A 20,316-nucleotide genomic window follows, 5' to 3' on the forward strand; every position below is an offset into this window, starting at 1 on the left:
AACTGTCAATTAACCTAAATCTTAAAAGATGTTAATTTGATAATCAATCATTTTGAATTTTTGAAGTTGAAAAAATTTATCAATAGTCAAAATATTGCTAAAATGTATCAAATAAGAACATTTTGGGTATTGAATTAATGGAGGGTTAAATCTATGAAACTTGTTGCATCAAATAAAGTTCAAAAATTATCGGCAAGTATATTTCAAGAGGTGGCTGAACTTAAACATCAAGCTCTAATGAGAGGCCTGGATGTTATAGATTTGAGTGTTGGGAGCCCGGATTTACCGCCACCTGCGTTTGTTGTTGAAGAGCTAGTTAAATATGCTAGTAATCGTGCAAATTATGGATATACGTTAAAGGGGATAGCAGAATTCAATCATGCTGTTACTTATTTTTATCACCAGCGTTACGAAGTGGACATCAACCCAGAAAAAGAAGTGCTTCAACTAATGGGGTCCCAGGACGGTCTTGCGCATTTAGCTACAGCGATCATTAATCCAGGAGATTATGTATTAGTTCCGGATCCAGGTTACCCTATATACGAAGCAAGTGTTACCATTGCGGGGGGTGTGCTGTACCCAATGCCATTATTAGCAGAAAATAACTTTCTGCCCGTCCTAGATGATATACCACTGCATATTTTAGAAAAGGCAAAAATGATGATTCTAAGTTATCCCGGTAATCCTGTAACAGCACTGGCTGATAGAAGCTTTTTTGAGAAGGTGATCGATTTAGCGAAATGTCATAACATCTTGGTCGTTCATGATTTCGCTTACTCTGAATTAATCTTTGATCGTCATCCCCAAATAAGCTTCCTGTCTGTTCCAGGTGCAAAGGAAGTTGGAATTGAATTTAATTCTTTATCAAAAACATTTAATTTGGCAGGCTGTCGAATTGGATACGCTGTCGGCAACGAGCAAGCATTAAATATCCTGGGAACCTTTAAATCACAAATTGATTATGGAGTATTTTATCCTATTCAAAAAGCAGCTGTATCAGCCCTTACATCGGATTACACGCTATTAAAAGACCAGATGAGAGAGTATGAGTTTCGAAGGGATACCCTATTGGCGGGACTAAATAAAAGCGGCTGGGAAGTGACTAAGTCCCCTGCAACCATGTTTATTTGGGCTAAAATCCCTGAAGGATGGAAATCAAGACCATTTGCATTTGAATTAATCAAGCATACTGGAGTAGCCGTAATCCCAGGGGATGCGTTCGGAAAACAGGGTGAAGGATATGTCAGAATTGCATTAGTCCAGCCGGCAGACAGACTTTCAGAAGCAGCTGCTCGGATACATGAATTCCTAATCGGGTGTGCACAGTAGGTATAAGCAATTTCATTCTTCTATAACAACAAGTTTAATCATATAAATATGATAAAAAGACCTTCAGCATTGAAGGTCTTTTACATTTTATATGAAAGAGGGATACAAAATGCCTAGCGAAATGCAACAAATTGAATTAGATATCCCGATAAAAGTGATTTGGGACTTCATTAGAGATGCCAATAATTGGGCGCCGCTAGTCCCTGGTTATATCCAGCATGAACAAATAAATGAAACCATCATTACGTGGGAATTTAAAAGTGACCTTGGCATAATGAAAAAAAAGGTGAGATTGATTATTGATATAAAGGAATGGAACGAACCGACTAGAGTCAGCTTTGAACTTAGGCGTACGAATGAAAAGTATATAGGCGAGGGTTACTTTGAAGCACAAGCTATTAATAAAGTGAAAACATTGGTGACGGGTTTTCTTGAAATTAATGCCAGTGGAGCACTAGGTTCATTGGCGAATACGCTTTTCAAAAATACAATTCCGATTCCAACCGAGGAAGTAGCAACCGCCATTTCATTAAAACTTGAAGAATTCAACAATAAGTGAAATTTCCACTTGAACAACCCAAAAAATTTGGGTTGTTTTTTTAATAATTTAAAAAATTCCTAACATGAGGCGAAAAGATATGTTATATTAATAAATAAAAAATTTAGTCAATTAACTAATACAGGGAAGGTGAAAGTATGACTACAGATTTGAAGATGAATGACAGCAGTCTTCCACTTCGCCGTGATGTTAAACTACTTGGGCAAATACTTGGTGAAATCCTTGTCAATCATGGTGGAACTGAACTACTAGATAAAGTAGAGAAAATAAGAATGACATGTAAAACACTTAGAATTCATTTTGATCAGGATATTTATAATGAACTAAAACAAGAGATTGCAAACCTTAGCACTCCAATCAGAAAACAAGTCATTCGAGCATTTTCAATGTATTTTCATTTGATAAACATTGCCGAACAAAATCACCGAATACGCAGAAAAAGACAATATCAACTGCAAGATGATAGAGTTGTTCAACCTGATTCCATTGAAAGTGCAATACATTCTTTGAAGGAAAATAATATTGATGAAGATATGATTCAGGATGTCCTTAACAAATTGTCACTTGAGTTAGTAATTACTGCGCATCCTACAGAAGCAGCAAAGCGTTCCATATTAGAAATTCAACAACGTATTGCTGAAATACTAAATAAACTCGATCATCCTTTATTAACAAAGAGAGAACGCACAAAACTTGAAGAGAGTTTGTTTAATGAAGTAACAATTCTTTGGCAGACAGATGAACTTCGCCATACTAAACCGACTGTGCTGGACGAGGTTCGTAATGGGTTGTATTATTTTGATCAAACATTATTTGAAGTCCTTCCAGAAATACATCGTGAAGTAGAAGATTGTTTAGAAAAAAACTTTTCTCAAAAGAGCTGGGACGTCCCTAATTTTCTTAAATTTGGTTCTTGGATTGGCGGAGACAGAGATGGAAATCCCCATGTAACTCCGGAAGTCACATGGGAGACGCTGCAAAAGCAGCGGAAGCTGGTCTTGAAAAAATATAAAAATGTTCTTGTCGATTTAATGAAACGGTATAGTCATTCAACTACTAGGGTAGATGTTAGTTTAGAATTGGTCCAAACCTTGGAGGAAGAAGAAATCAAGTACTTGTCGGAAGATAAGAGATGGCCAATTACATCAGAAGTATATCGCCGGAAATTTGCTATTATCATTGAACGCTTAAAGCAGGTTGGTAAATCAGATTTAGGTTATAAATCATCCGAAGAATTATTAGAAGATTTATTCATAGTAAAAAGAAGCTTAAACGTACATCATCCAGCAGCGCATGAGTTAAAAACTATCCAAAAGTTGATACGTCAGGTACAACTATTCGGATTCCATCTTGCAACCCTTGATATTCGAAACCATAGTGGTGAACATGAGGGTGCTATTACAGAAATTCTCCGAAAAGTACGGATTTCTGATAATTATGCAGAACTATCTGAAGCCGAAAAGGTAAAAATCTTAGAAAATACTTTGATGGATCCCCGGCCGCTTCTTCTGCTAAATGAAGATTATTCACCTGAAACCCAGCAGATGATTCAGGTATTTCAAATGATAAGAGATGCTCAAAAGGAATTTGGTGTGCGTGCAATATCCGTTTATCTTGTCAGTATGACGAAATCGGCAAGCGACTTACTTGAAGTATTAGTTTTGGCAAAAGAAGCCGGTATCTATCGATTACATGCCGATGGGACAATTGAAAGTCAGCTAAATGTCGCACCATTACTTGAAACCATTGATGACTTGACTGCAGGACCTAGAATTATGGAAACCTTGTTTAAAATGCCTGTATATCGTAATCATTTAAAAGTAATGAATGACCAACAGGAAATTATGCTCGGATATTCAGATGGCAGTAAGGACGGCGGTACATTAACAGCCAATTGGAAGCTTTACAAGGCGCAGCTTGAAATTCATGAGATGGCAAACAAGTACAATGTTGGATTGAAGTTTTTCCACGGCCGAGGCGGTTCACTAGGACGCGGGGGCGGTCCGTTAAACAAAAGCCTGCTTTCCCAGCCTGCTGAAACCATCGGTGACGGGGTGAAAATTACAGAGCAGGGTGAAGTGCTGTCATCACGATATTTGCTTGAAGATATCGCTTATCGAAGCTTAGAACAGGCTACTTCTACACTTATGCTGGCAACAGCCCATGTATCAAAAGAAGCAGAACATGGAAACTTGAGGGATGAATCTTGGGAGCTGGCTATTGAAGAGATTTCCAGCGTATCACTAAAGAAATATCAATCTCTTGTTTTTGGAGATCCAGACTTTTTAACCTATTTTAATGAAGCAACCCCATTAAGAGAGCTTGGTGACTTAAATATAGGTTCACGGCCAATGAGCAGAAAGAATCGCGGCAGGTTCGAGGATTTAAGAGCCATTCCATGGGTTTTTGCTTGGACACAAAGCAGGCAGCTTCTTCCAGCATGGTATGCAGCGGGAACAGGTTTAGAAAGTTTTGCATCACAAAGCGACGAAAATCTACACCAATTACAGCTGATGTATGAAAAATGGCCATTTTTCCGATCAACGATTGATAATCTCCAAATGGCGCTGATGAAAGCAGATATTACAACTGCAAAAGAGTATTTATCATTAGTAGAAAATCAAAATATTGCTGAGCGTATTTTTTCGAACATCCTTGAAGAATATGAAAGAACAAAAGCTATTCTCCTCAAAATAACGGGGGATAAAGAGTTGCTGGATCATACACCAAACATTAAAGACTCAGTCTATCGACGAAATCCATATGTTGATCCATTAAACTTCTTACAGGTAGAATTAATTAAACAATTAAGGAAAATGGACGAGCCTGATGAAGAATTAATTACCGAAGTACTACTTACCATAAGTGGAATATCAGCTGGTTTACGTAATACTGGTTGATTTTTCTGCCAAACCGCATCCCAAAAGAATGGGGTGCGGTTTTTATGTTCATCAGAAAAGGGGAGTGGTTTTGAACATTCTGTGAAATTTTAAAAAATGAATGAATATTCATTCGTTTTTTAGCGAATTTCGACAAATTACGCATTATCCAGCATGATATATTTTAGCCAGAAAAGATAAAAAATTTTAAAGTTTGTCAAGAAGGACATTTCTTCATGACAGTTTGATTTGGAGGGATTATGAATGGCGGTTGAAGAAAGAGTTGTAAAAGAGAATCAAAATGTGGCAGGAATGATTGATATTTTAGCAAGAAATGCAGCAATTGCACTTAAAGAATTCCGCTGCTATAACCAGGAAATGGTGGACGTAATCGTCAAACAAATGGCCTATACAGCACTTGGGTCACATAAAGATCTAGCCAAGCTGGCAGTCGAAGAAACAAAAAGAGGGGTATATGAGGATAAGGTTTTCAAAAATATGTTTGCAACCGAATTCATCTACAACAATATAAGAGAAATGAAAACAGTGGGAGTTATTAGTGAAAATGAGCATGAGGGCATGGTCGAGATAGCAGAACCAGTGGGGGTCATAGCAGGTATTATTCCTATCACGAATCCAACATCCACCGTCATTTTCAAATCGTTGATTTCCCTTAAAACAAGGAATCCAATTATCTTTGCTTTCCCGAAATATGCACAAAAATGCTGTGCTGAAACAGCAGTACTACTTAGGGATGCAGCTTTAAAGGCGGGGGCACCTGAGAATTGTATCCAATGGATTGAAATTCCTTCCCATGAAGCATTTCAGACTTTAATGAAACATCCAAAAATTTCTCTCATCCTGGCTACGGGAGGACCAAACTTAGTGAAAGCTGCGTACAGTTCAGGGAAACCGGCACTGGGGGTAGGAGCGGGTAATGTTCCTTGTTATATTGAAAAAAGCGCCAATATTAAACGAGCAGTAAACGACATTATTCTATCCAAAACATTCGACAATGGTATGATTTGTGCCTCAGAACAAGCCCTTATTATCGACAATGAGATTTATGATGAAGTAAGAAAGGAGATGATCGATAACAATTGTTACTTCTTAAATAATGAAGAGAAGCAAATGATTGAAAAGGCAGTAATCGATGAAAAGAACGCATCTCTAAATCCGATGATTGTTGGATTACCAGCTTTTACGATTGCAAAAATGGCTGGGGTTCATGTGCCTGTCAATACTAAAATCTTAATTGCTGAACTAGATGGTGTCGGAGCTAATTTCCCTCTTTCATGTGAGAAATTAAGTCCTATACTTGCCTGTTATAAAGTGAATAGTTTGGCTGAAGGACTTTTAATCGCTGAAGAAACATTAGAGTACGGAGGACTTGGCCACTCAGCAGCTATTCATTCATCAGACCAAAATGTTATCGATACCTTTGCTCTTAGGATGAAGGCAGGAAGAATTATTATAAATACACCATCTACTCATGGGGCAATTGGAGATATATACAACACATCTTTACCATCCTTAACAATTGGATGCGGAACATATGGAGGGAACTCAGTGTCTCAAAATGTTGGAGCAGCTAATCTATTAAACATAAAAAAAGTAGCAAAAAGGAGAAATATGACACAATGGTTTAAGGTTCCATCACAAATATTTTTTGAAAGAAATTCTATTCAGGTCCTATCTTCCATACCAGGGATTTCAAAAGTATTTATTGTAACAAGCACGAGTCAAATAAAAAATGGAGCTATTGATAAGGTACTTTATCAACTGGAAAAACATCCTGCTGATATCCAATATGAAGTGTTGAGTGATATTGAAGCTGAACCAGACATCGATGTGGTAGGAAGAGGGGCAGAAAGAATGCGGAAATTCCAGCCCGACTGTCTTATCGCTCTTGGAGGCGGTTCTGTGATGGACGCTGTTAAAGCGATGTGGCTATTCTATGAGCATCCAGAAGCAGATTTTAATAGCCTAAAACAAAAATTCTTTGATCCTAGTAAGAGAGTGGTGAAATTTCCATCTCTTCGAAAAAAGGCAATTTTTGTTGCCATACCGACCACATCTGGTACAGGTTCAGAGGTAACTTCCTTTTCGGTAATTTCTGATAAAAAGGCAAATATAAAATATCCGTTAGCAGATTTTCAATTAACACCAGATGTGGCTATTGTTGATCCTCAGTTTGTGATGACCGTTCCAAAGCATGTTACAGCAGATACGGGTATTGATGTATTAACTCATGCGATTGAAGCATTTGTTTCAGTATTAGCAAATGATTTTACAGATGGCTTAGCCTTGAAAGCAATCCAATTAGTATTTGAGTACTTACCGAAGGCATATCACGATGGCAATGACGAACTTGCCCGTGAGAAAATGCACAATGCATCCTCAATTGCCGGAATGGCTTTTGCTAACTCATTCTTAGGAATTAACCACAGCCTGGCACATGCCCTGGGTGCTGAATTTAACATCGCTCATGGTCGAGCTAACGCAATTATGCTGCCGCATGTGATTCGTTACAATGCACAGAAACCGAATAAATTCATGACATATCCCAAATATGAACACTTTATTGCAGATGAGCGCTATGCTGAGATTGCAAAAGCTCTTGGTCTGCCTGCTGAGACAACAGAAGAAGGGGTAGAGAGTCTCATACAAGCAATTATGAAGCTTATTGTTGAATTAGAATTGCCAACGAGCATTGAAGAGATGGGGATAAAGAAAAGAGTATTTGATGAAAAGATTAATATTCTAGCTGAACATGCCTTTGATGATCAAGATACGATTGCAAATCCAAAACAGCCTCTAGTAACGGAGCTGGCAGATCTCTATCGAAAGGCATACAAAGGCCTTTAAGGATACACTGTAATTTCGAAAGTTGTGTGAACAGGGGCTATTCTTTCGACAAGAATCATCAATCTTCAATGTGTAATATGTCTATTACCTTTGCAGACTAATTATGAATGCTTTGTCATTATTCGAAAAGTGCTGAAAATTGTCGAATTGGCTACGTTTACAAAAACCTTATTAAAAACAATAATTTAAGTGGTTAGTTACCTGATTGGATTAGGAGGGGGAGTATGGTTTATTCAGAAAAGCCATGGTTAAAGTTTTATGATCCAAGGATAAATAGTGAGGTTTCTGTTGACTATGATTCGTTATTCGATCTTTTACAGCAGGCAGCCAATATTCACGGAGAAAAACCAGCACTAACTTTTTATGAAAGGTCATGGAGTTACAAAGAAACAAGAGTTATTTCAGAATGGCTGGCTGCTTCCTTGTACCGCATTGGTTTCAAAAAGGGAGATAGATTAGGAATTATGCTGCCTAACTGCCCTCATTATATTTTTAGCCTATTCGCAGTGTTCAGGTTAGGAGGCATTGCTGTTCAAGTCAACCCCATGTATGTCGAAAGAGAAATCGAATATGCCCTAAATGATTCTGAGTCAGACTATATGGTTGTATTTGAAGCATTTTATCCAAAGGTTAAAGAAGTAGAGGCGAGAACCTCTTTGAAAAAAGTAATAGTTGTTGGCTTTGGAGGAACAAAGATTAATCTTTCAGAAGGTGATATTTACTTTGATGACTTTCTTACACATGATAATATAATCCCTGATATTCCAATCAACATAGAAGAAGATGTAGCTATTCTACAATATACGGGTGGTACTACGGGTGTTTCTAAAGGGGTAATGCTTACCCACCAAAACCTGCTTGCCAATATTATTCAAGTATGTGATTTCACCTATAATGCTGTTGATGAAAAACCGGAAAACTTTAAAATTATCAGCGTCCTCCCAATGTTTCACGTCTATGGATTGTCATGCAATGCACTCTCAGGAATCCGAATTGGATGTAACCAATTAATTCTCCCGCGTTTCGATGTTAATGAGTTAATTGAATTAATTAATAGAGAGAAGCCATTTCAGCTTACTGCAGTGCCAACGATGATTTTTGCATTAAACAGTCATCCACAATTGGAAGAAAGTGCAATTAAGGATATATACTACTTTAGCAGCGGCGGTGCACCTCTCCCTGTTGAACAAGTAAAATCATTTGAAAAAAGGTTTGGAATCCGGCTGGCGGATGGTTATGGACTTTCGGAAACAGCTCCTTCGGCTATCTCTACACCGCCATTTCTCCCAAGGAAATTAGGCAGTGTGGGTATTCCAATACCAGGAACAGAAGCAAGGATCGTGAGGGAAACTCAAGAGGGATATATAAATGTTCCAGTCGGTGAAGCCGGTGAATTAATTCTGCGCGGCCCTCAGGTAATGAAAGGTTACTGGAGGAGAGCTAGTGACACTCAATTAGTAATTAGAGACGGCTGGCTCTTTACTGGTGATATCGCCAAAATGGATGACGACGGTTACTTCTATATCTTAGATCGTAAAAAGGACTTAATCATAGCGAGCGGATACAATGTTTACCCGCGTGAAATCGAGGAAATTATCTACCAGCATGCAGCGGTTGAAGAAGCCATTGCAGTTGGAATACCAGACTCCTATAGAGGAGAAACAGTCAAAGCATATGTGAAAGTTAAGGCTGGTGCAAATGTTACACCAGAGCAAATAATTGAATTTGCTAAGAAATATCTTGCTCCTTATAAAGTACCAAAAGAGATTGAGTTTCTTACGGACCTGCCAAAATCATCAGTTGGAAAGCTATTAAGGAGAATGCTCCGCCAGGAAGAAAACGAAAATATTCATTCTTAAGAAGCTATCATTATCATAACCCGCTAAATTACAAATACTTCGTAGAACACATCAAGATTCCTTCAAGTAGATACAACACGAACAATTTCCTAAATAATTCAATAAATGGGGGAGAAATAAATGACTGAAAAAAAAGAAACCAAATCAAAGAATCTTGAAACACCCAAAACGACTAAAAAGAGACGTAATGCTGTGGATAATTCTTCAGTTGAAAGTGAAGTCATAGATTCTGAGGTAACAGAAACTATTATAGAATCAAAGGAACAGGAACCAACTCTTCCGGAAAAAGATGTCGAGGAACAATTTTCAACTCTGGACCTTCTTTGGAAGCATGCGTTTTGTGAATTAGACCAATGGGCAAAAAGAGCAGATTTCCGTGATGATGTATTTTTAAAAGAAGCAATGTATTTCTCTGAAAGTATAAAAAGAAATCAGGAGAATATAAAATTGGTCAGAGATCAGTTCCAAAGAGAATTCGCAAACTGGGAAAGAACTGCTAGAGAGGAGTTTTTAATGTCAACAACAGTTCTTCAGCATGTATTTCCAAAAGTATCTTATGAAGGAATTAATCAGCAGATTGACCAAATTCAAAATAAAACAGCTTCAATTTTAAACACACCAATAAAGTTAGTGCTAAGTAATCAAATGGGTGACCAATATCTTCAAATGATTGAACAATATATTAATCTTAGGAAGAATAGCAGAAAACAATATATAAAAACCTTAAAACAAGCAGCCACTCTTATTTTTGAAAGTCAAAAAGGTTTTGTCAGCCTCTTGACCGGGCAACTTAGAAATATAATATTTCCATTAAATAAATATATGGAACAGGCTGAAGAAGTTACAAAATCATAAGAATAAGGATGATGAAGGATGGCAAATGAAAAGATGTATGATCCATACGAAGGCTTTAAACAGATAAGTGAAATGTGGGAAAAACAAATAAATGGCCTTTTGTTTATGGCTTTGGATAATAATGAATTTGTCCGTTTAGCTAATACCGGCTTAGGTGTTCACTCACGTTACATGGAACTATTAAGGAAAAATCAACAGCTATTGGCTGGTATAATGAACCTTCCTACTAAAAAGGATATTGCGAATGCTGCCAACCTTTCTATCCAAGCAGAAGGTAAAATTGATATTTTAGAAGAACAGCTTTGGAAATTACAAGCTAGTCTGTGTGAAATCAATAAAGAAAATCTAGCATTGTTTCAAGAGATGGCTATTATGGTTAAACAAATGCAGGGAGAATTCCAAAGAGCTGCTCATGAAGTATCTGAATTGAAAAGATTGAAGGATGACATTCAGGAAATAAGGAAAGATCTTGTGGACATTAAAATTATTCAGGTTAACCTTCGTGATGTAAAAGGGGAACTTGAGAAAATAAAAGAAACACAGAAGGAAATATTGAAAATGAAAGATCTTGATGAGACAAAGACCATTCACTCTGATTTAGAGGAAGTAAAACTTGGGTTAGGTCAATTAACAGAAATAAAAAATGAATTAACATCTTTAAAAACTCTTGTGGGCAAGGAAAGCCCAAAAGGCAAGGAGAAGGAAAAAGAATTAGTTACAACTGTTTAACTCAAGTATGAAATAATAAGTGGGCAGGACCCCCATCCTTCCCACTTATTTAAATCAAATCAAGCAGCGGACTGTTGCCGGTTTAAGAACTTTCTTAGCAAAAGATTAAACCGGTCAGTTGCTTCTAATTTGGCTAAGTGGCCACTATTTCTCATGATGATAAATTCTGAATGAGGAATCAACTTGTGCATACAATACTGTATCCAAACGGGCAGAACCGAATCATATTGACAGCCAATAATAAGAGTTGGAACTTTTATAGTGGGTAATAAAGAAAGATTATCAACCTCGAAACAAGCTTTTAGCGATTTTAAGAAGATGTTACGCTTCGGCTGAAAATATCGTTTAAAGTGATTCATATTTTGCTCAGACCAAGAAAAAAGGCTCATGTGCGCTGCGGTTTCTTTGAGGTCATGGTCCGTTGCGGCAATCCCCAATCTTAATTTCTTAAAATGATATAACGGTTTTCTGAGTTTTCTTGGGAAAAAGTGGAATGTGCTAATCAACAAGAGAGAGCGTACTAGGTGGGGGGCTTGACGATAAATCTCTTGGGCGACAGCACCGCCCATTGACAAGCCTAAAATGTTAGCGTTTTCAATTTTTAATTCATTTAATAAAGCTATTACATCTGAAGCAAAATTTGGAATAGTTATCCCTTCGGTTTTGATACATTCACCATGCCCGCGCAAATCAGGAATAATTAACTCGTACTGATCAGCTAGTTCAAACTGAGCCTTCCACCCTTCTTTCACTTCACCTAATCCATGAATCAGAACTAATGGTTCACCCTTGCCAAAATGTAAGTAGGGCATCCCAAACATACTTACCTTCGATTGTTTCAATTTGACACCACCCTCAATTTTTAATAACTTTATTACCAACTTACGAAAATTGTAAACGTGATGTTACACCATATAATAACATTTATTTGTCAAGTTGACAAAATATTACTCATAGGTGTAAAATACATATAGGTGAGGTGATATGAGAATGGTAAATCAAGAGAATCAATCTGTCAATCCTTCAAAAAATTTTGTTCTGCCATTTATTTTATTGCTCCTTAGCAGGATGTCTCTTCACGGATATGAGCTCAGCCAGAAATTACAAACATTTGGGTTTAAAACGATTGATCAGGGAAATTTATACAGACTGTTAAGACAACTGGAAAAGGAAGAACTAGTTTCATCTGAATGGGATACTAATGGCAGTGGTCCTGCCAAGAGAAGATATTCCATCACCAAAGCTGGTATTACATACTTAAGAGGCTATGCCAATCAACTAGAATCGTACCAATCGATGCTTGACCAATTCTTTAAAATGTATTCAAGTTTCCTTGAGCTCTATATTCCTTCATTTCAAAAGAAGGATTCGATAGAGAAAGTAAACAATAAAAAGAGGAGGAAGGACGATGGCACAGAAAAAGAGTGAAAGTGTAACTGCTGTTGAAGAAAAAATGATTCCAGCAGCCCAAGAACCGAAAAATGAAGGATTATTTGTGGATACACTTTGGAATCAGTATGAACAATCCCTTGAACGGGCTAGACAATTGCGTGAAAACCGCGAAGATGCATATGTAAGGGCTTTGAAAGAAGTAATTAAGTTTAACAAGCAATACAGGAAGTCAATTGGTAACCTATTTGAGCAAACTAAAAAAACAAATAAAGAAGTTTTCTCTGGATTGATGCAGCAAATGGATGCACGCAGACAGCAGCTTATGAAAGACGAGGAAAAGTTGGAAGCAGAATTAATGAATGAAAGGGAAGAGCTTAAAGAACAGCTTAAAGAGGTCTCTAATCAATTAGAAAATCTGGCTCTCACTCCAATCAAATCTGTATTCCAAATTATTGACCAGTTAGAAGATAATTTCGAAAAGAGTACGGAAGCAAACATTGATTATGCTCGTGAACGTCGTAATGCTTGGCAGCAAGTTACAAATGAGTACGTAAAAATGGCAAGGAATACTCATAATGAAATTGTAAATCGCGGAAGAAATAGTGTTAAAGAGCTCTTTAAAATAAACTAATGCCTTATCCTTATTGATTAGCAGACCAAAAAACATGGTCTGCTTTTTATGTTTATTAATTGAAGTTGAAACATAAATTTAATAAAACTATCATTGAATTAACAAGAATTCATGCTATACTTCTAATTGCAGATGAATAGGATAAATATGGGTATATAGGATTATTTCTGGTAAATTTCTAATTTAATAAATTGATAATGATCTTGTTTTACATAGTGGAAAAATAATGAATTGTGTTATTTGAAGGAAAGCAGGGGAAAAGAATTGAAAAAGAAGATTATAGCTTTTTGTTCAATAATTACGTTAGGAAGTCCAACTGTAATACTTCAAGTAGAAGCCGAGGAAAATGAAAACCCACAAGTACAAACAGAGGAAAATGGAAACCCACAAGTACAAACAGAAGAAAATAAAACCCAAGAAGTTATAGATGAGCAGCGTTTAAAAATTCAATTAGAAATACAAAAAGGAAATATAGAGCTTAATCAAATAAAAGATGAAATAAAACAAATAAATGAACAAATCAGCAGAGTCGATCAAGCAATAGTTGATAATAATAATATAATTCTCGAAACAGAGAACAAAATTAAAGTTTCTCAATTGGAAATACAGAAACTAGAGTCAGAGATTGATTTGTTAAACGAAAAAGTAAAAAAGCGTAATGAGATCTTGAAAAAGCGTGCACTTACTTTTCAGGAAACAGGTGGAAAGGTAAACTATCTTGATGTATTACTAGGTGCTTCAAGTTTTAAGGATTTTGTAGGACGTGTAGGTGCAGTAGCATCTCTTGTAGAAGCAGACCAAACACTTATAGAGCAGCATGAAATCGACAAAAACGATATCAAGAAGAAGCAAGAATATGTTCAAGACAAATTACTAGAGCTAGAAAGCATGAAAGTAGAATTAGAAGGAATGCAGGCACAAATTCAAGAACAAAAACAACAAAACGTAATGTTAAGATTAGAATTAAAGAAAAAAGAACAAGTTGTTCTTGCAGAACAGGCAGGGTTAATGCAGCAGGATTCTGCACTTACAACAATGTATAATATAACCGATATTGATGTAAACCAAATTCTAAATGACTCGACGTTGTTAACAAATGAAACCGTTAAAAGAATTATTTCTGAAGGAATTAGATATATAGGGAATTCGGTTTATGTATTTGGCGGCGGTCGAAATGAATATGACATAGCAAATGGACGATTTGATTGCTCAGCTTTTGTCAGTTGGGCGTATCGACAGGCAGATATTAAAATCGGTGCGAGTACGGAGGTATTGAAAAATACTGGAACTGCTGTAAATGTTGAGGATATGCTTCCAGGAGATCTAGTGTTTTTTGATACCTATAAAAAAGATGGTCATGTTGGAATTTATCTAGGTGCAGGCAAGTTCTTAGGATCACAAAGCTCTACAGGTGTTGCCATTGCAGATATGACAACTGGTTATTGGTTGGAGAAATTCAATGGGCGTGTTAATCGCATTATTTTACAATAGGTAAGCGAGGCTGGCATAGCCTCGCTTCTTTTTTTATTGGCTGTGTGAAAGGATACTGGTGATTTTAGAACCTGTTGATTGGAGCGGAAGGCGCTTGACTCCTGCGGGAGTACGAGCTGAGTCAGACCCCGCAGATCGGAACGATCGAGGAGGCTCACGGGCGAGCCCGCGGAAACCATAGCGCCTCGGGGACAGGCAAAGATCGCCTGTCCCTGCGGTGAATAGTCAAAGAAGCTTTCCTTAGTGGAGCGTAAATCAACAGCCTAGTTTAACACAGCCATTTTATTAAATAATATTTGCTAAAGACAATGGATATTGAGTACAATTAAAAAGTTGTTCCGATGTCCTTAATGTAAATAATAGAAGATAAAGTTAGGAGTAGTTATGTAAATGGAATTATTATTAATTATTAAAGCAATCATCTTAGGTTTTGTAGAGGGGTTAACAGAATTTGCTCCAGTATCTTCAACAGGGCATATGATTATCGTTGATGATATGTGGCTGCAATCCGAAGCGTTTTTGGGTAAGTATGGAGCAAATACATTCAAAGTAGTCATCCAGCTGGGTTCCATTTTAGCGGTTGTTGTGACATTTAAAGACAGGATCATTGACCTATTGGGAATGGGACGTATAAAAAATAAACTATCTGAACAAAGCGGCAATCGGTTAAAACTTTCTCAAGTTATTGTTGGATTAATACCAGCTGGAATCTTCGGTGTGCTGCTTGAAGATTACATCGATGAATATTTATTTTCGACTGAGACTGTTTTAATAGGATTAGTGATTGGTGCTATTTTCATGATTATTGCAGATCGCTTTGGCCCAAAAACGCCAATAATCCAAACTGTTGACCAGATTACCTATAAACAAGCATTAACGATTGGTCTTATTCAATGTTTATCATTGTGGCCAGGATTTTCCCGTTCAGGATCGACTATTTCTGGCGGGGTTCTTTTAGGATTAAGTCATAGAGCTGCTGCGGATTTTACCTTTATCATGGCAGTACCTATTATGGCGGGTGCCAGTTTTCTTTCTTTACTGAAAAATTGGGAGTATATGACCATGGATGCACTTCCATTTTTTATTGCAGGATTTATTAGTGCCTTTGTGTTTGCATTAATTTCTATTCGCTTCTTCTTAAAACTAATAGATAGAATAAAACTAGTACCTTTTGCAATTTATCGTATTCTGTTAGCGTTCGTTATTTTTATTGTCTATTTTTAATATAGTGTTAGGAATCAACTGATTGGAAACCAACAACGAAAAGTTGTTGGTTTTTTTGTTGGATAAAAAGTGTTTTTTTTTGGAAAGATAAGGTAAAGACGGTAATGAGGATATCCAAAATGGTAACATTCTCTTTTGTTGCACTTATTATTTTATTAACTATACTTATTGGCCTTTTTGACATGAGGCTATTTGAGTACTCTTTTTTAGAAGCGATAATTAATATTTTGTATTCTGAAATTGCAATTGGCAGATATATTGCCCTATTTGGCGCTGCTTTAGGCTTGATTTCAAGTGTTATCATCGATATGCGTATCCATCGTTCAAAAAGAAAAAGCAATGCAGATGAGAGGACACAAGAATGAGAATGGAAAAGGAGAATATATCATTAAGTCAGCTGCTAACACTGTTAATTAATTTTTTACTTGGCAGTTCAATTGTCGTTGGTGTCGGTGGAACTGCAAAAAATGATGCTTGGTTAGCCATATTAATTGGTGGATTAATAGGTATCACTATCATTTATTTAGTTCATTTTTTTGTATTTCGCTTCCCAGACAAAAATATTTTTCAAGTTTTTGAATTTTGTATAGGCAGGAAAGTAACGATTGTTTGCACATTTATGTACATTGTTTATTTTCTATATATATCAAGCAGAGTAGTAAGGGACTTCGGAGAGTTAATGGCAACTGCTATTTTACCAAATACACCGATTGAAATGATGTCTCTAACCCTCTGCCTTTTAATGGCTTATATTATGTATTTGGGAATTGAAGTACTAGCTCGGACATCAGAAGTTTTTACACCCTATATTTTTGGTTTTTTCTTATTGTTGGCTATTTTCTTATTTGCAAGTGGAAGCGTAGAGGTTCAGCAAATTCAGCCCATCCTTGGTGAGGGATTAAAGCCTGTCATGAAAACAGCATTTACGGAATTAGCATTTTTTCCATTTGGAGAAATAATTGCATTTAGTGTCATATACGCAAATTTGACCAATAAAAAATATAGTCTTCGCGTCTCAATGGCGGGTGTGGGTATTGCAACGATACTTCTAAGTGCCTCATCATTTTTAATGGTTATTTCTCTCGGTGTTGATTCTGTTTCAAGATCTAATTTCCCCTTGTTAAGTACTGCAAGAGTCGTTTCCATTGGTAATTTTATAGAAAGAATTGATGCATTGGTTGTATTTATGATTATGTTAGGTGTTTTTATCAAAGGTTCCATGTTTTTTTATGCTGGTTTAAAAGGGCTGGAATATATTTTTAATCAGCCGTATCGGTATTTTGCCCTTCCCGTATCAATGATTATCTCATTATTTTCAATCTTAGTGTCCGTAGATTTTGCTGATCATATCCAAGAGGGCATTAAAATGGTTCCTTATTACCTGCACTTTCCATTTCAAGTTGTACTTCCATTAATCCTTTTTCTATTGGTGAAGTGGAAACAACATAGAAGCAAGTCGAAAAGTAAAGGAGATCAGGATGGCTCCAGACAAATCAAATCGTCGTTTATTAAAGAAACCAATAAAAATTGAAGATAAAATAAGGACCATTGAAAAAAAAGTGGAAGAGGCAGAGGTGTGCTTAGAATTTTCCGTTGATAATATGCAAGCAGAGGTGGTTACCGCCTTTGGAAATTCAGCGGATCTAAAGGTAATCGAAGGTGGAAAATCGGAGAGAATCTTCTCGATTATTTTTCTAGAAAGTATGGTTGATTCCACAAGTTTAAAGGAAACTACATCAAAATTTTTATCCTCCACCTCTTTCGAAAAGGAACATCTGAGTAATATTGATGAATTAACAGCTTTCTGTAAAGGGATATTTGGCGGAGCAAGCTGTAAAATTGCAAGTTCAAGAGATGAAATCATCTATGAAATTATTAATGGCAGCATTGTGATTGTTGTGGAGGGTATAGACAATGCACTATCCGTTAACTTAATGAATGGAGAAAAAAGATCGGTAGCAGAACCTACTTCGCAAACCGTTATCAGAGGACCGAAGGATGCCTTTATAGAATCCATTTCAACAAATGTAAGCCTTATTAGACGAAGAATCCGCAACAAAAATCTTCATTTTGAACAATATACAATTGGTGAAGATACTAAGACAACTGTATATTTGGGTTTTTTTTATGGCATAGCAAACGAATCAATACTGCAAGAAGTTCGAAACAGATTAAAGAAAATAAAAGTTAGTTCCATTTTTGAGAGCGGCAATATTGAGGAGTTAATAGCTGATAAGACATTCACCTTGTTTCCACAGGCACTAAATACGGAACGTCCAGACACAGTAGCTGCTAACTTAATGGAAGGGAAAATGGTCATTCTAATAGATGGTACGCCATTTGCTTTAATTGTGCCTGCTGTTTTTGTCAGCTTCTTTGAGAGTCCAGAGGATTATTATCAGTCTTTTTTTTTAGGAAGCTTCTTAAGAATGATTCGTTATCTATCCTTTATGATAGCGCTATTGACCCCTTCTATTTATGTCGGTGTGTTGACCTATCATCATGAATTATTGCCAACCACCTTACTTTTAAGTGTTATTTCACAGCGTGAAGGGATCCCATTCCCGGCTGTTGTAGAAGTATTGGTGATGGAAATTACCTTTGAGATCCTAAGAGAAGCTGGAGTTAGGATGCCTCGAGTTGTTGGCCAGATGGTATCGATTGTTGGGGCTTTGGTCATTGGCCAAGCCGCCGCAGAAGCCGGAATTATTTCAAACATCATGATTATTGTCGTTTCGATTACAGCAATTGCTAATTTTGTTTCCCCAATATACAGTTTTGCGACTGCCTCTAGATTATTGCGTTTTTTACTAATCCTTTTTGCCGCTATCTTAGGCTTATATGGGGTGTTACTTGTTCTAGTGGCAATGGTTGCCCATTTAGCAGCATTACGGTCGTTTGGAGTGCCCTATTTGGCACCTATAGCACCTTTTATAATTGAGGATCAAAAGGATGTGTTTGTTAGGTTCCCATTTTGGAACATGAAAAAAAGACCAAAATATTTAATAACGGAATCAGAGCAGAAAGTATTTTCAGCTTCGCCGCCTTCACCACCTCCCGTGAAGGGTGGGAACACAAGTTGAGACTACTTAAAGGCACATTAATAATAATCACAATTGTAATGATATTGAGCGGGTGCTGGGACCATCGAGAAATTTCTGAGATAACAGTTGTGGTTGGGATGGCAGTAGATAAGGGTGATGATGATAAGTACACATTAACAGTTGAAGGTATAAACGCCAAAGAATTAAGTGATAAAACTGCCTCTGGATTTGCACCATCGTTTGTTTTTTCACTAAAAGGGGATACTTTGGCCGAATTATCTCAAAAAATGAATGTTGGTATTTCAAAACACCTAATATTTTCACATATGAAGGTACTGGTTATAGGCGAGAACGTTCTCAAAGAAGGCATAATTGATTTTATCGATTACTTGGAAAGAAATCGTGAAATTAGGGATGACTTTAACATTGTTACAGCAAGGAATGTAAAAGCGGCTGATGTCCTTAAGGTAACTTATCTTGTGCAAAAGTCATCTTCCTTAAAACTCCATACACAATTGAGTACTTTTGTAGAAAGTTGGGGGGGAGATCCAGATATCCGATTGAACGACTTCATTCAAGCTTATACATCTTCTGGAAGAAGGGGAGTAATGGCTGCATTAACGATAAAAGGTGACCTTGAAAAAGGCCGCAGTGTTGAAAATATGAAAAAAGGTGCAGCAGATGCTATGGTACTAGTTGATTCAATGGCCATTTTAAAAGAAGATAAACTCCAAGATTTTCTCCAGCTCGAGGATGCAAGGAATTATTTATGGATTACAAATAAATTAGATAAAACGGTAGTAACTGTGGATTGTAGTAAAAATAAATTCCTAGGAGTGCGTATTTTCAATACAGTGACAAAATCAAAAGCCAGGATAGTTAAGGGCAAAGCAATGATTAATCTTAAGGTTAGGGCTGAGGCCTATTTAGACAGCAGCCAGTGTAAAGATGATTTAACGCAGATTAATACGTTTAAGAAATTCGGAAAGTTAACGGAAAAACAAATTAAAAAAAATCTTGAAGGAACCATAAAAAAGCTTCAGCAAGAATTTGAGTCAGATATTTTTGGTTTTGGTGAAATACTTTATCGCCAAGATTATGATAATTTCAAACGAATTGAAAAGCATTGGGATGAGTATTTCAAGGATGCAATCGTCAATGTTGATGTAAATGTCAAAATAAGAAGATCCGGCATCCGCACGAAGAGTCTTTTTAGTGAACAAAAGTAATTTTTTATTAAACCATATCAATTGAGGATTAATACCTTTAGATATGGTTTTTTGTTTTCTAAACACTTGTCCATTATTTTTTTCACAGGCATCTGTCACACATTAAATTTATTGGTCAAATAACTGGTCGTACATAATGAACTAGCCTACACCAACCATCAGAAAAAGAATATTTTATTGTAACAGATAAACTATCACATAAAAAGGTGATGAAAATCTTTGGTGGG

The 20,316-nt window shown here is 36.6% G+C and carries 16 protein-coding genes; 15 read left to right on the plus strand and 1 reads right to left on the minus strand.

The window, feature by feature from the left end; all coding sequences use genetic code 11:
* The first annotated feature begins 153 nt into the window (after positions 1–153).
* The 7 genes from SFC47_RS01535 (at position 154) to SFC47_RS01565 (ending at position 11,078) form a co-directional block, all read left to right on the plus strand.
* Positions 154–1,329: an LL-diaminopimelate aminotransferase gene (locus SFC47_RS01535; RefSeq protein ID WP_411252503.1), complete on the plus strand. Its 1,176-nt coding sequence runs from the start codon at positions 154–156 to the stop codon at positions 1,327–1,329.
* 109 nt (positions 1,330–1,438) lie between these two features.
* Positions 1,439–1,888 carry an SRPBCC family protein gene (locus SFC47_RS01540; protein WP_411252505.1) on the plus strand — a complete coding sequence of 150 codons (450 nt, stop codon included), beginning with the start codon at positions 1,439–1,441 and terminating at the stop codon, positions 1,886–1,888.
* A gap of 137 nt (positions 1,889–2,025) precedes the next feature.
* Positions 2,026–4,788 carry a phosphoenolpyruvate carboxylase gene (gene ppc, locus SFC47_RS01545; RefSeq protein ID WP_411252507.1) on the plus strand — a complete coding sequence of 921 codons (2,763 nt, stop codon included), beginning with the start codon at positions 2,026–2,028 and terminating at the stop codon, positions 4,786–4,788.
* Between the two features lie 243 nt (positions 4,789–5,031).
* On the plus strand, positions 5,032–7,635 hold the full coding sequence (gene adhE / locus SFC47_RS01550; protein ID WP_411252509.1) for a bifunctional acetaldehyde-CoA/alcohol dehydrogenase: 2,604 nt from the start codon (positions 5,032–5,034) through the stop codon (positions 7,633–7,635).
* Between the two features lie 224 nt (positions 7,636–7,859).
* Entirely contained in the window at positions 7,860–9,494 is a 1,635-nt protein-coding gene (locus tag SFC47_RS01555) for a long-chain-fatty-acid--CoA ligase (protein WP_411252511.1), read from the plus strand.
* A gap of 120 nt (positions 9,495–9,614) precedes the next feature.
* Complete coding sequence (locus tag SFC47_RS01560) at positions 9,615–10,349, plus strand: hypothetical protein (protein WP_411252513.1); 735 nt, start codon at positions 9,615–9,617, stop codon at positions 10,347–10,349.
* 18 nt (positions 10,350–10,367) lie between these two features.
* Positions 10,368–11,078, plus strand: a complete 711-nt coding sequence (locus tag SFC47_RS01565) for a hypothetical protein (RefSeq protein ID WP_411252515.1) — start codon at positions 10,368–10,370, stop codon at positions 11,076–11,078.
* Positions 11,079–11,137: 59 nt separating this feature from the next.
* Here the strand turns inward: SFC47_RS01565 and SFC47_RS01570 are convergent, their stop codons facing one another.
* Positions 11,138–11,920: an alpha/beta fold hydrolase gene (locus SFC47_RS01570; protein ID WP_411252517.1), complete on the minus strand. Its 783-nt coding sequence runs from the start codon at positions 11,918–11,920 to the stop codon at positions 11,138–11,140.
* A gap of 148 nt (positions 11,921–12,068) precedes the next feature.
* Between SFC47_RS01570 and phaQ the strand changes: the two genes are divergently transcribed.
* The 8 genes from phaQ (at position 12,069) to SFC47_RS01610 (ending at position 20,089) form a co-directional block, all read left to right on the plus strand.
* A complete protein-coding gene (gene phaQ / locus SFC47_RS01575) occupies positions 12,069–12,506 on the plus strand; it encodes a poly-beta-hydroxybutyrate-responsive repressor (RefSeq protein ID WP_411252519.1) in 438 nt (145 codons plus the stop codon).
* The gene (locus tag SFC47_RS01580) at positions 12,487–13,101 is read left to right on the plus strand and encodes a hypothetical protein (protein WP_411252520.1); all 615 of its coding nucleotides are present in this window, start codon (positions 12,487–12,489) and stop codon (positions 13,099–13,101) included. Before phaQ ends, SFC47_RS01580 begins: the two co-directional genes overlap by 20 nt.
* Before the next feature lie 264 nt (positions 13,102–13,365).
* On the plus strand, positions 13,366–14,592 hold the full coding sequence (locus SFC47_RS01585) for a C40 family peptidase (protein WP_411252522.1): 1,227 nt from the start codon (positions 13,366–13,368) through the stop codon (positions 14,590–14,592).
* Between the two features lie 390 nt (positions 14,593–14,982).
* Positions 14,983–15,816 (plus strand): undecaprenyl-diphosphate phosphatase, encoded by an 834-nt coding sequence (locus SFC47_RS01590; RefSeq protein ID WP_411252523.1) that lies wholly within the window; start codon positions 14,983–14,985, stop codon positions 15,814–15,816.
* Between the two features lie 119 nt (positions 15,817–15,935).
* The gene (locus SFC47_RS01595) at positions 15,936–16,181 is read left to right on the plus strand and encodes a hypothetical protein (RefSeq protein ID WP_411252524.1); all 246 of its coding nucleotides are present in this window, start codon (positions 15,936–15,938) and stop codon (positions 16,179–16,181) included.
* Complete coding sequence (locus SFC47_RS01600; RefSeq protein ID WP_411252525.1) at positions 16,178–17,347, plus strand: GerAB/ArcD/ProY family transporter; 1,170 nt, start codon at positions 16,178–16,180, stop codon at positions 17,345–17,347. The genes SFC47_RS01595 and SFC47_RS01600 overlap by 4 nt, the downstream gene beginning before the upstream one ends.
* Positions 17,295–18,899 carry a spore germination protein gene (locus SFC47_RS01605; RefSeq protein WP_411252526.1) on the plus strand — a complete coding sequence of 535 codons (1,605 nt, stop codon included), beginning with the start codon at positions 17,295–17,297 and terminating at the stop codon, positions 18,897–18,899. The genes SFC47_RS01600 and SFC47_RS01605 overlap by 53 nt, the downstream gene beginning before the upstream one ends.
* The gene (locus tag SFC47_RS01610) at positions 18,896–20,089 is read left to right on the plus strand and encodes a Ger(x)C family spore germination protein (RefSeq protein WP_411252527.1); all 1,194 of its coding nucleotides are present in this window, start codon (positions 18,896–18,898) and stop codon (positions 20,087–20,089) included. The genes SFC47_RS01605 and SFC47_RS01610 overlap by 4 nt, the downstream gene beginning before the upstream one ends.
* Positions 20,090–20,316: the final 227 nt, after the last annotated feature.

The sequence above is a fragment of the Neobacillus niacini genome (assembly GCF_046591715.1).
Lineage (GTDB): Bacteria > Bacillota > Bacilli > Bacillales > Cytobacillaceae > Neobacillus > Neobacillus niacini_L.

What these genes read in the sequence shown, in the direction of transcription:
- ppc (WP_411252507.1), top strand. Translation starts at nt 2,026, where the DNA reads ATGACTACAGATTTGAAGATGAATGACAGCAGTCTTCCACTTCGCCGT.
- SFC47_RS01590 (WP_411252523.1), top strand. Translation starts at nt 14,983, where the DNA reads ATGGAATTATTATTAATTATTAAAGCAATCATCTTAGGTTTTGTAGAG.
- SFC47_RS01580 (WP_411252520.1), top strand. Translation starts at nt 12,487, where the DNA reads ATGGCACAGAAAAAGAGTGAAAGTGTAACTGCTGTTGAAGAAAAAATG.
- SFC47_RS01560 (WP_411252513.1), top strand. Translation starts at nt 9,615, where the DNA reads ATGACTGAAAAAAAAGAAACCAAATCAAAGAATCTTGAAACACCCAAA.
- SFC47_RS01595 (WP_411252524.1), top strand. Translation starts at nt 15,936, where the DNA reads ATGGTAACATTCTCTTTTGTTGCACTTATTATTTTATTAACTATACTT.
- phaQ (WP_411252519.1), top strand. Translation starts at nt 12,069, where the DNA reads ATGGTAAATCAAGAGAATCAATCTGTCAATCCTTCAAAAAATTTTGTT.
- adhE (WP_411252509.1), top strand. Translation starts at nt 5,032, where the DNA reads ATGGCGGTTGAAGAAAGAGTTGTAAAAGAGAATCAAAATGTGGCAGGA.
- SFC47_RS01540 (WP_411252505.1), top strand. Translation starts at nt 1,439, where the DNA reads ATGCCTAGCGAAATGCAACAAATTGAATTAGATATCCCGATAAAAGTG.
- SFC47_RS01555 (WP_411252511.1), top strand. Translation starts at nt 7,860, where the DNA reads ATGGTTTATTCAGAAAAGCCATGGTTAAAGTTTTATGATCCAAGGATA.
- SFC47_RS01605 (WP_411252526.1), top strand. Translation starts at nt 17,295, where the DNA reads ATGGCTCCAGACAAATCAAATCGTCGTTTATTAAAGAAACCAATAAAA.
- SFC47_RS01600 (WP_411252525.1), top strand. Translation starts at nt 16,178, where the DNA reads ATGAGAATGGAAAAGGAGAATATATCATTAAGTCAGCTGCTAACACTG.
- SFC47_RS01535 (WP_411252503.1), top strand. Translation starts at nt 154, where the DNA reads ATGAAACTTGTTGCATCAAATAAAGTTCAAAAATTATCGGCAAGTATA.
- SFC47_RS01565 (WP_411252515.1), top strand. Translation starts at nt 10,368, where the DNA reads ATGGCAAATGAAAAGATGTATGATCCATACGAAGGCTTTAAACAGATA.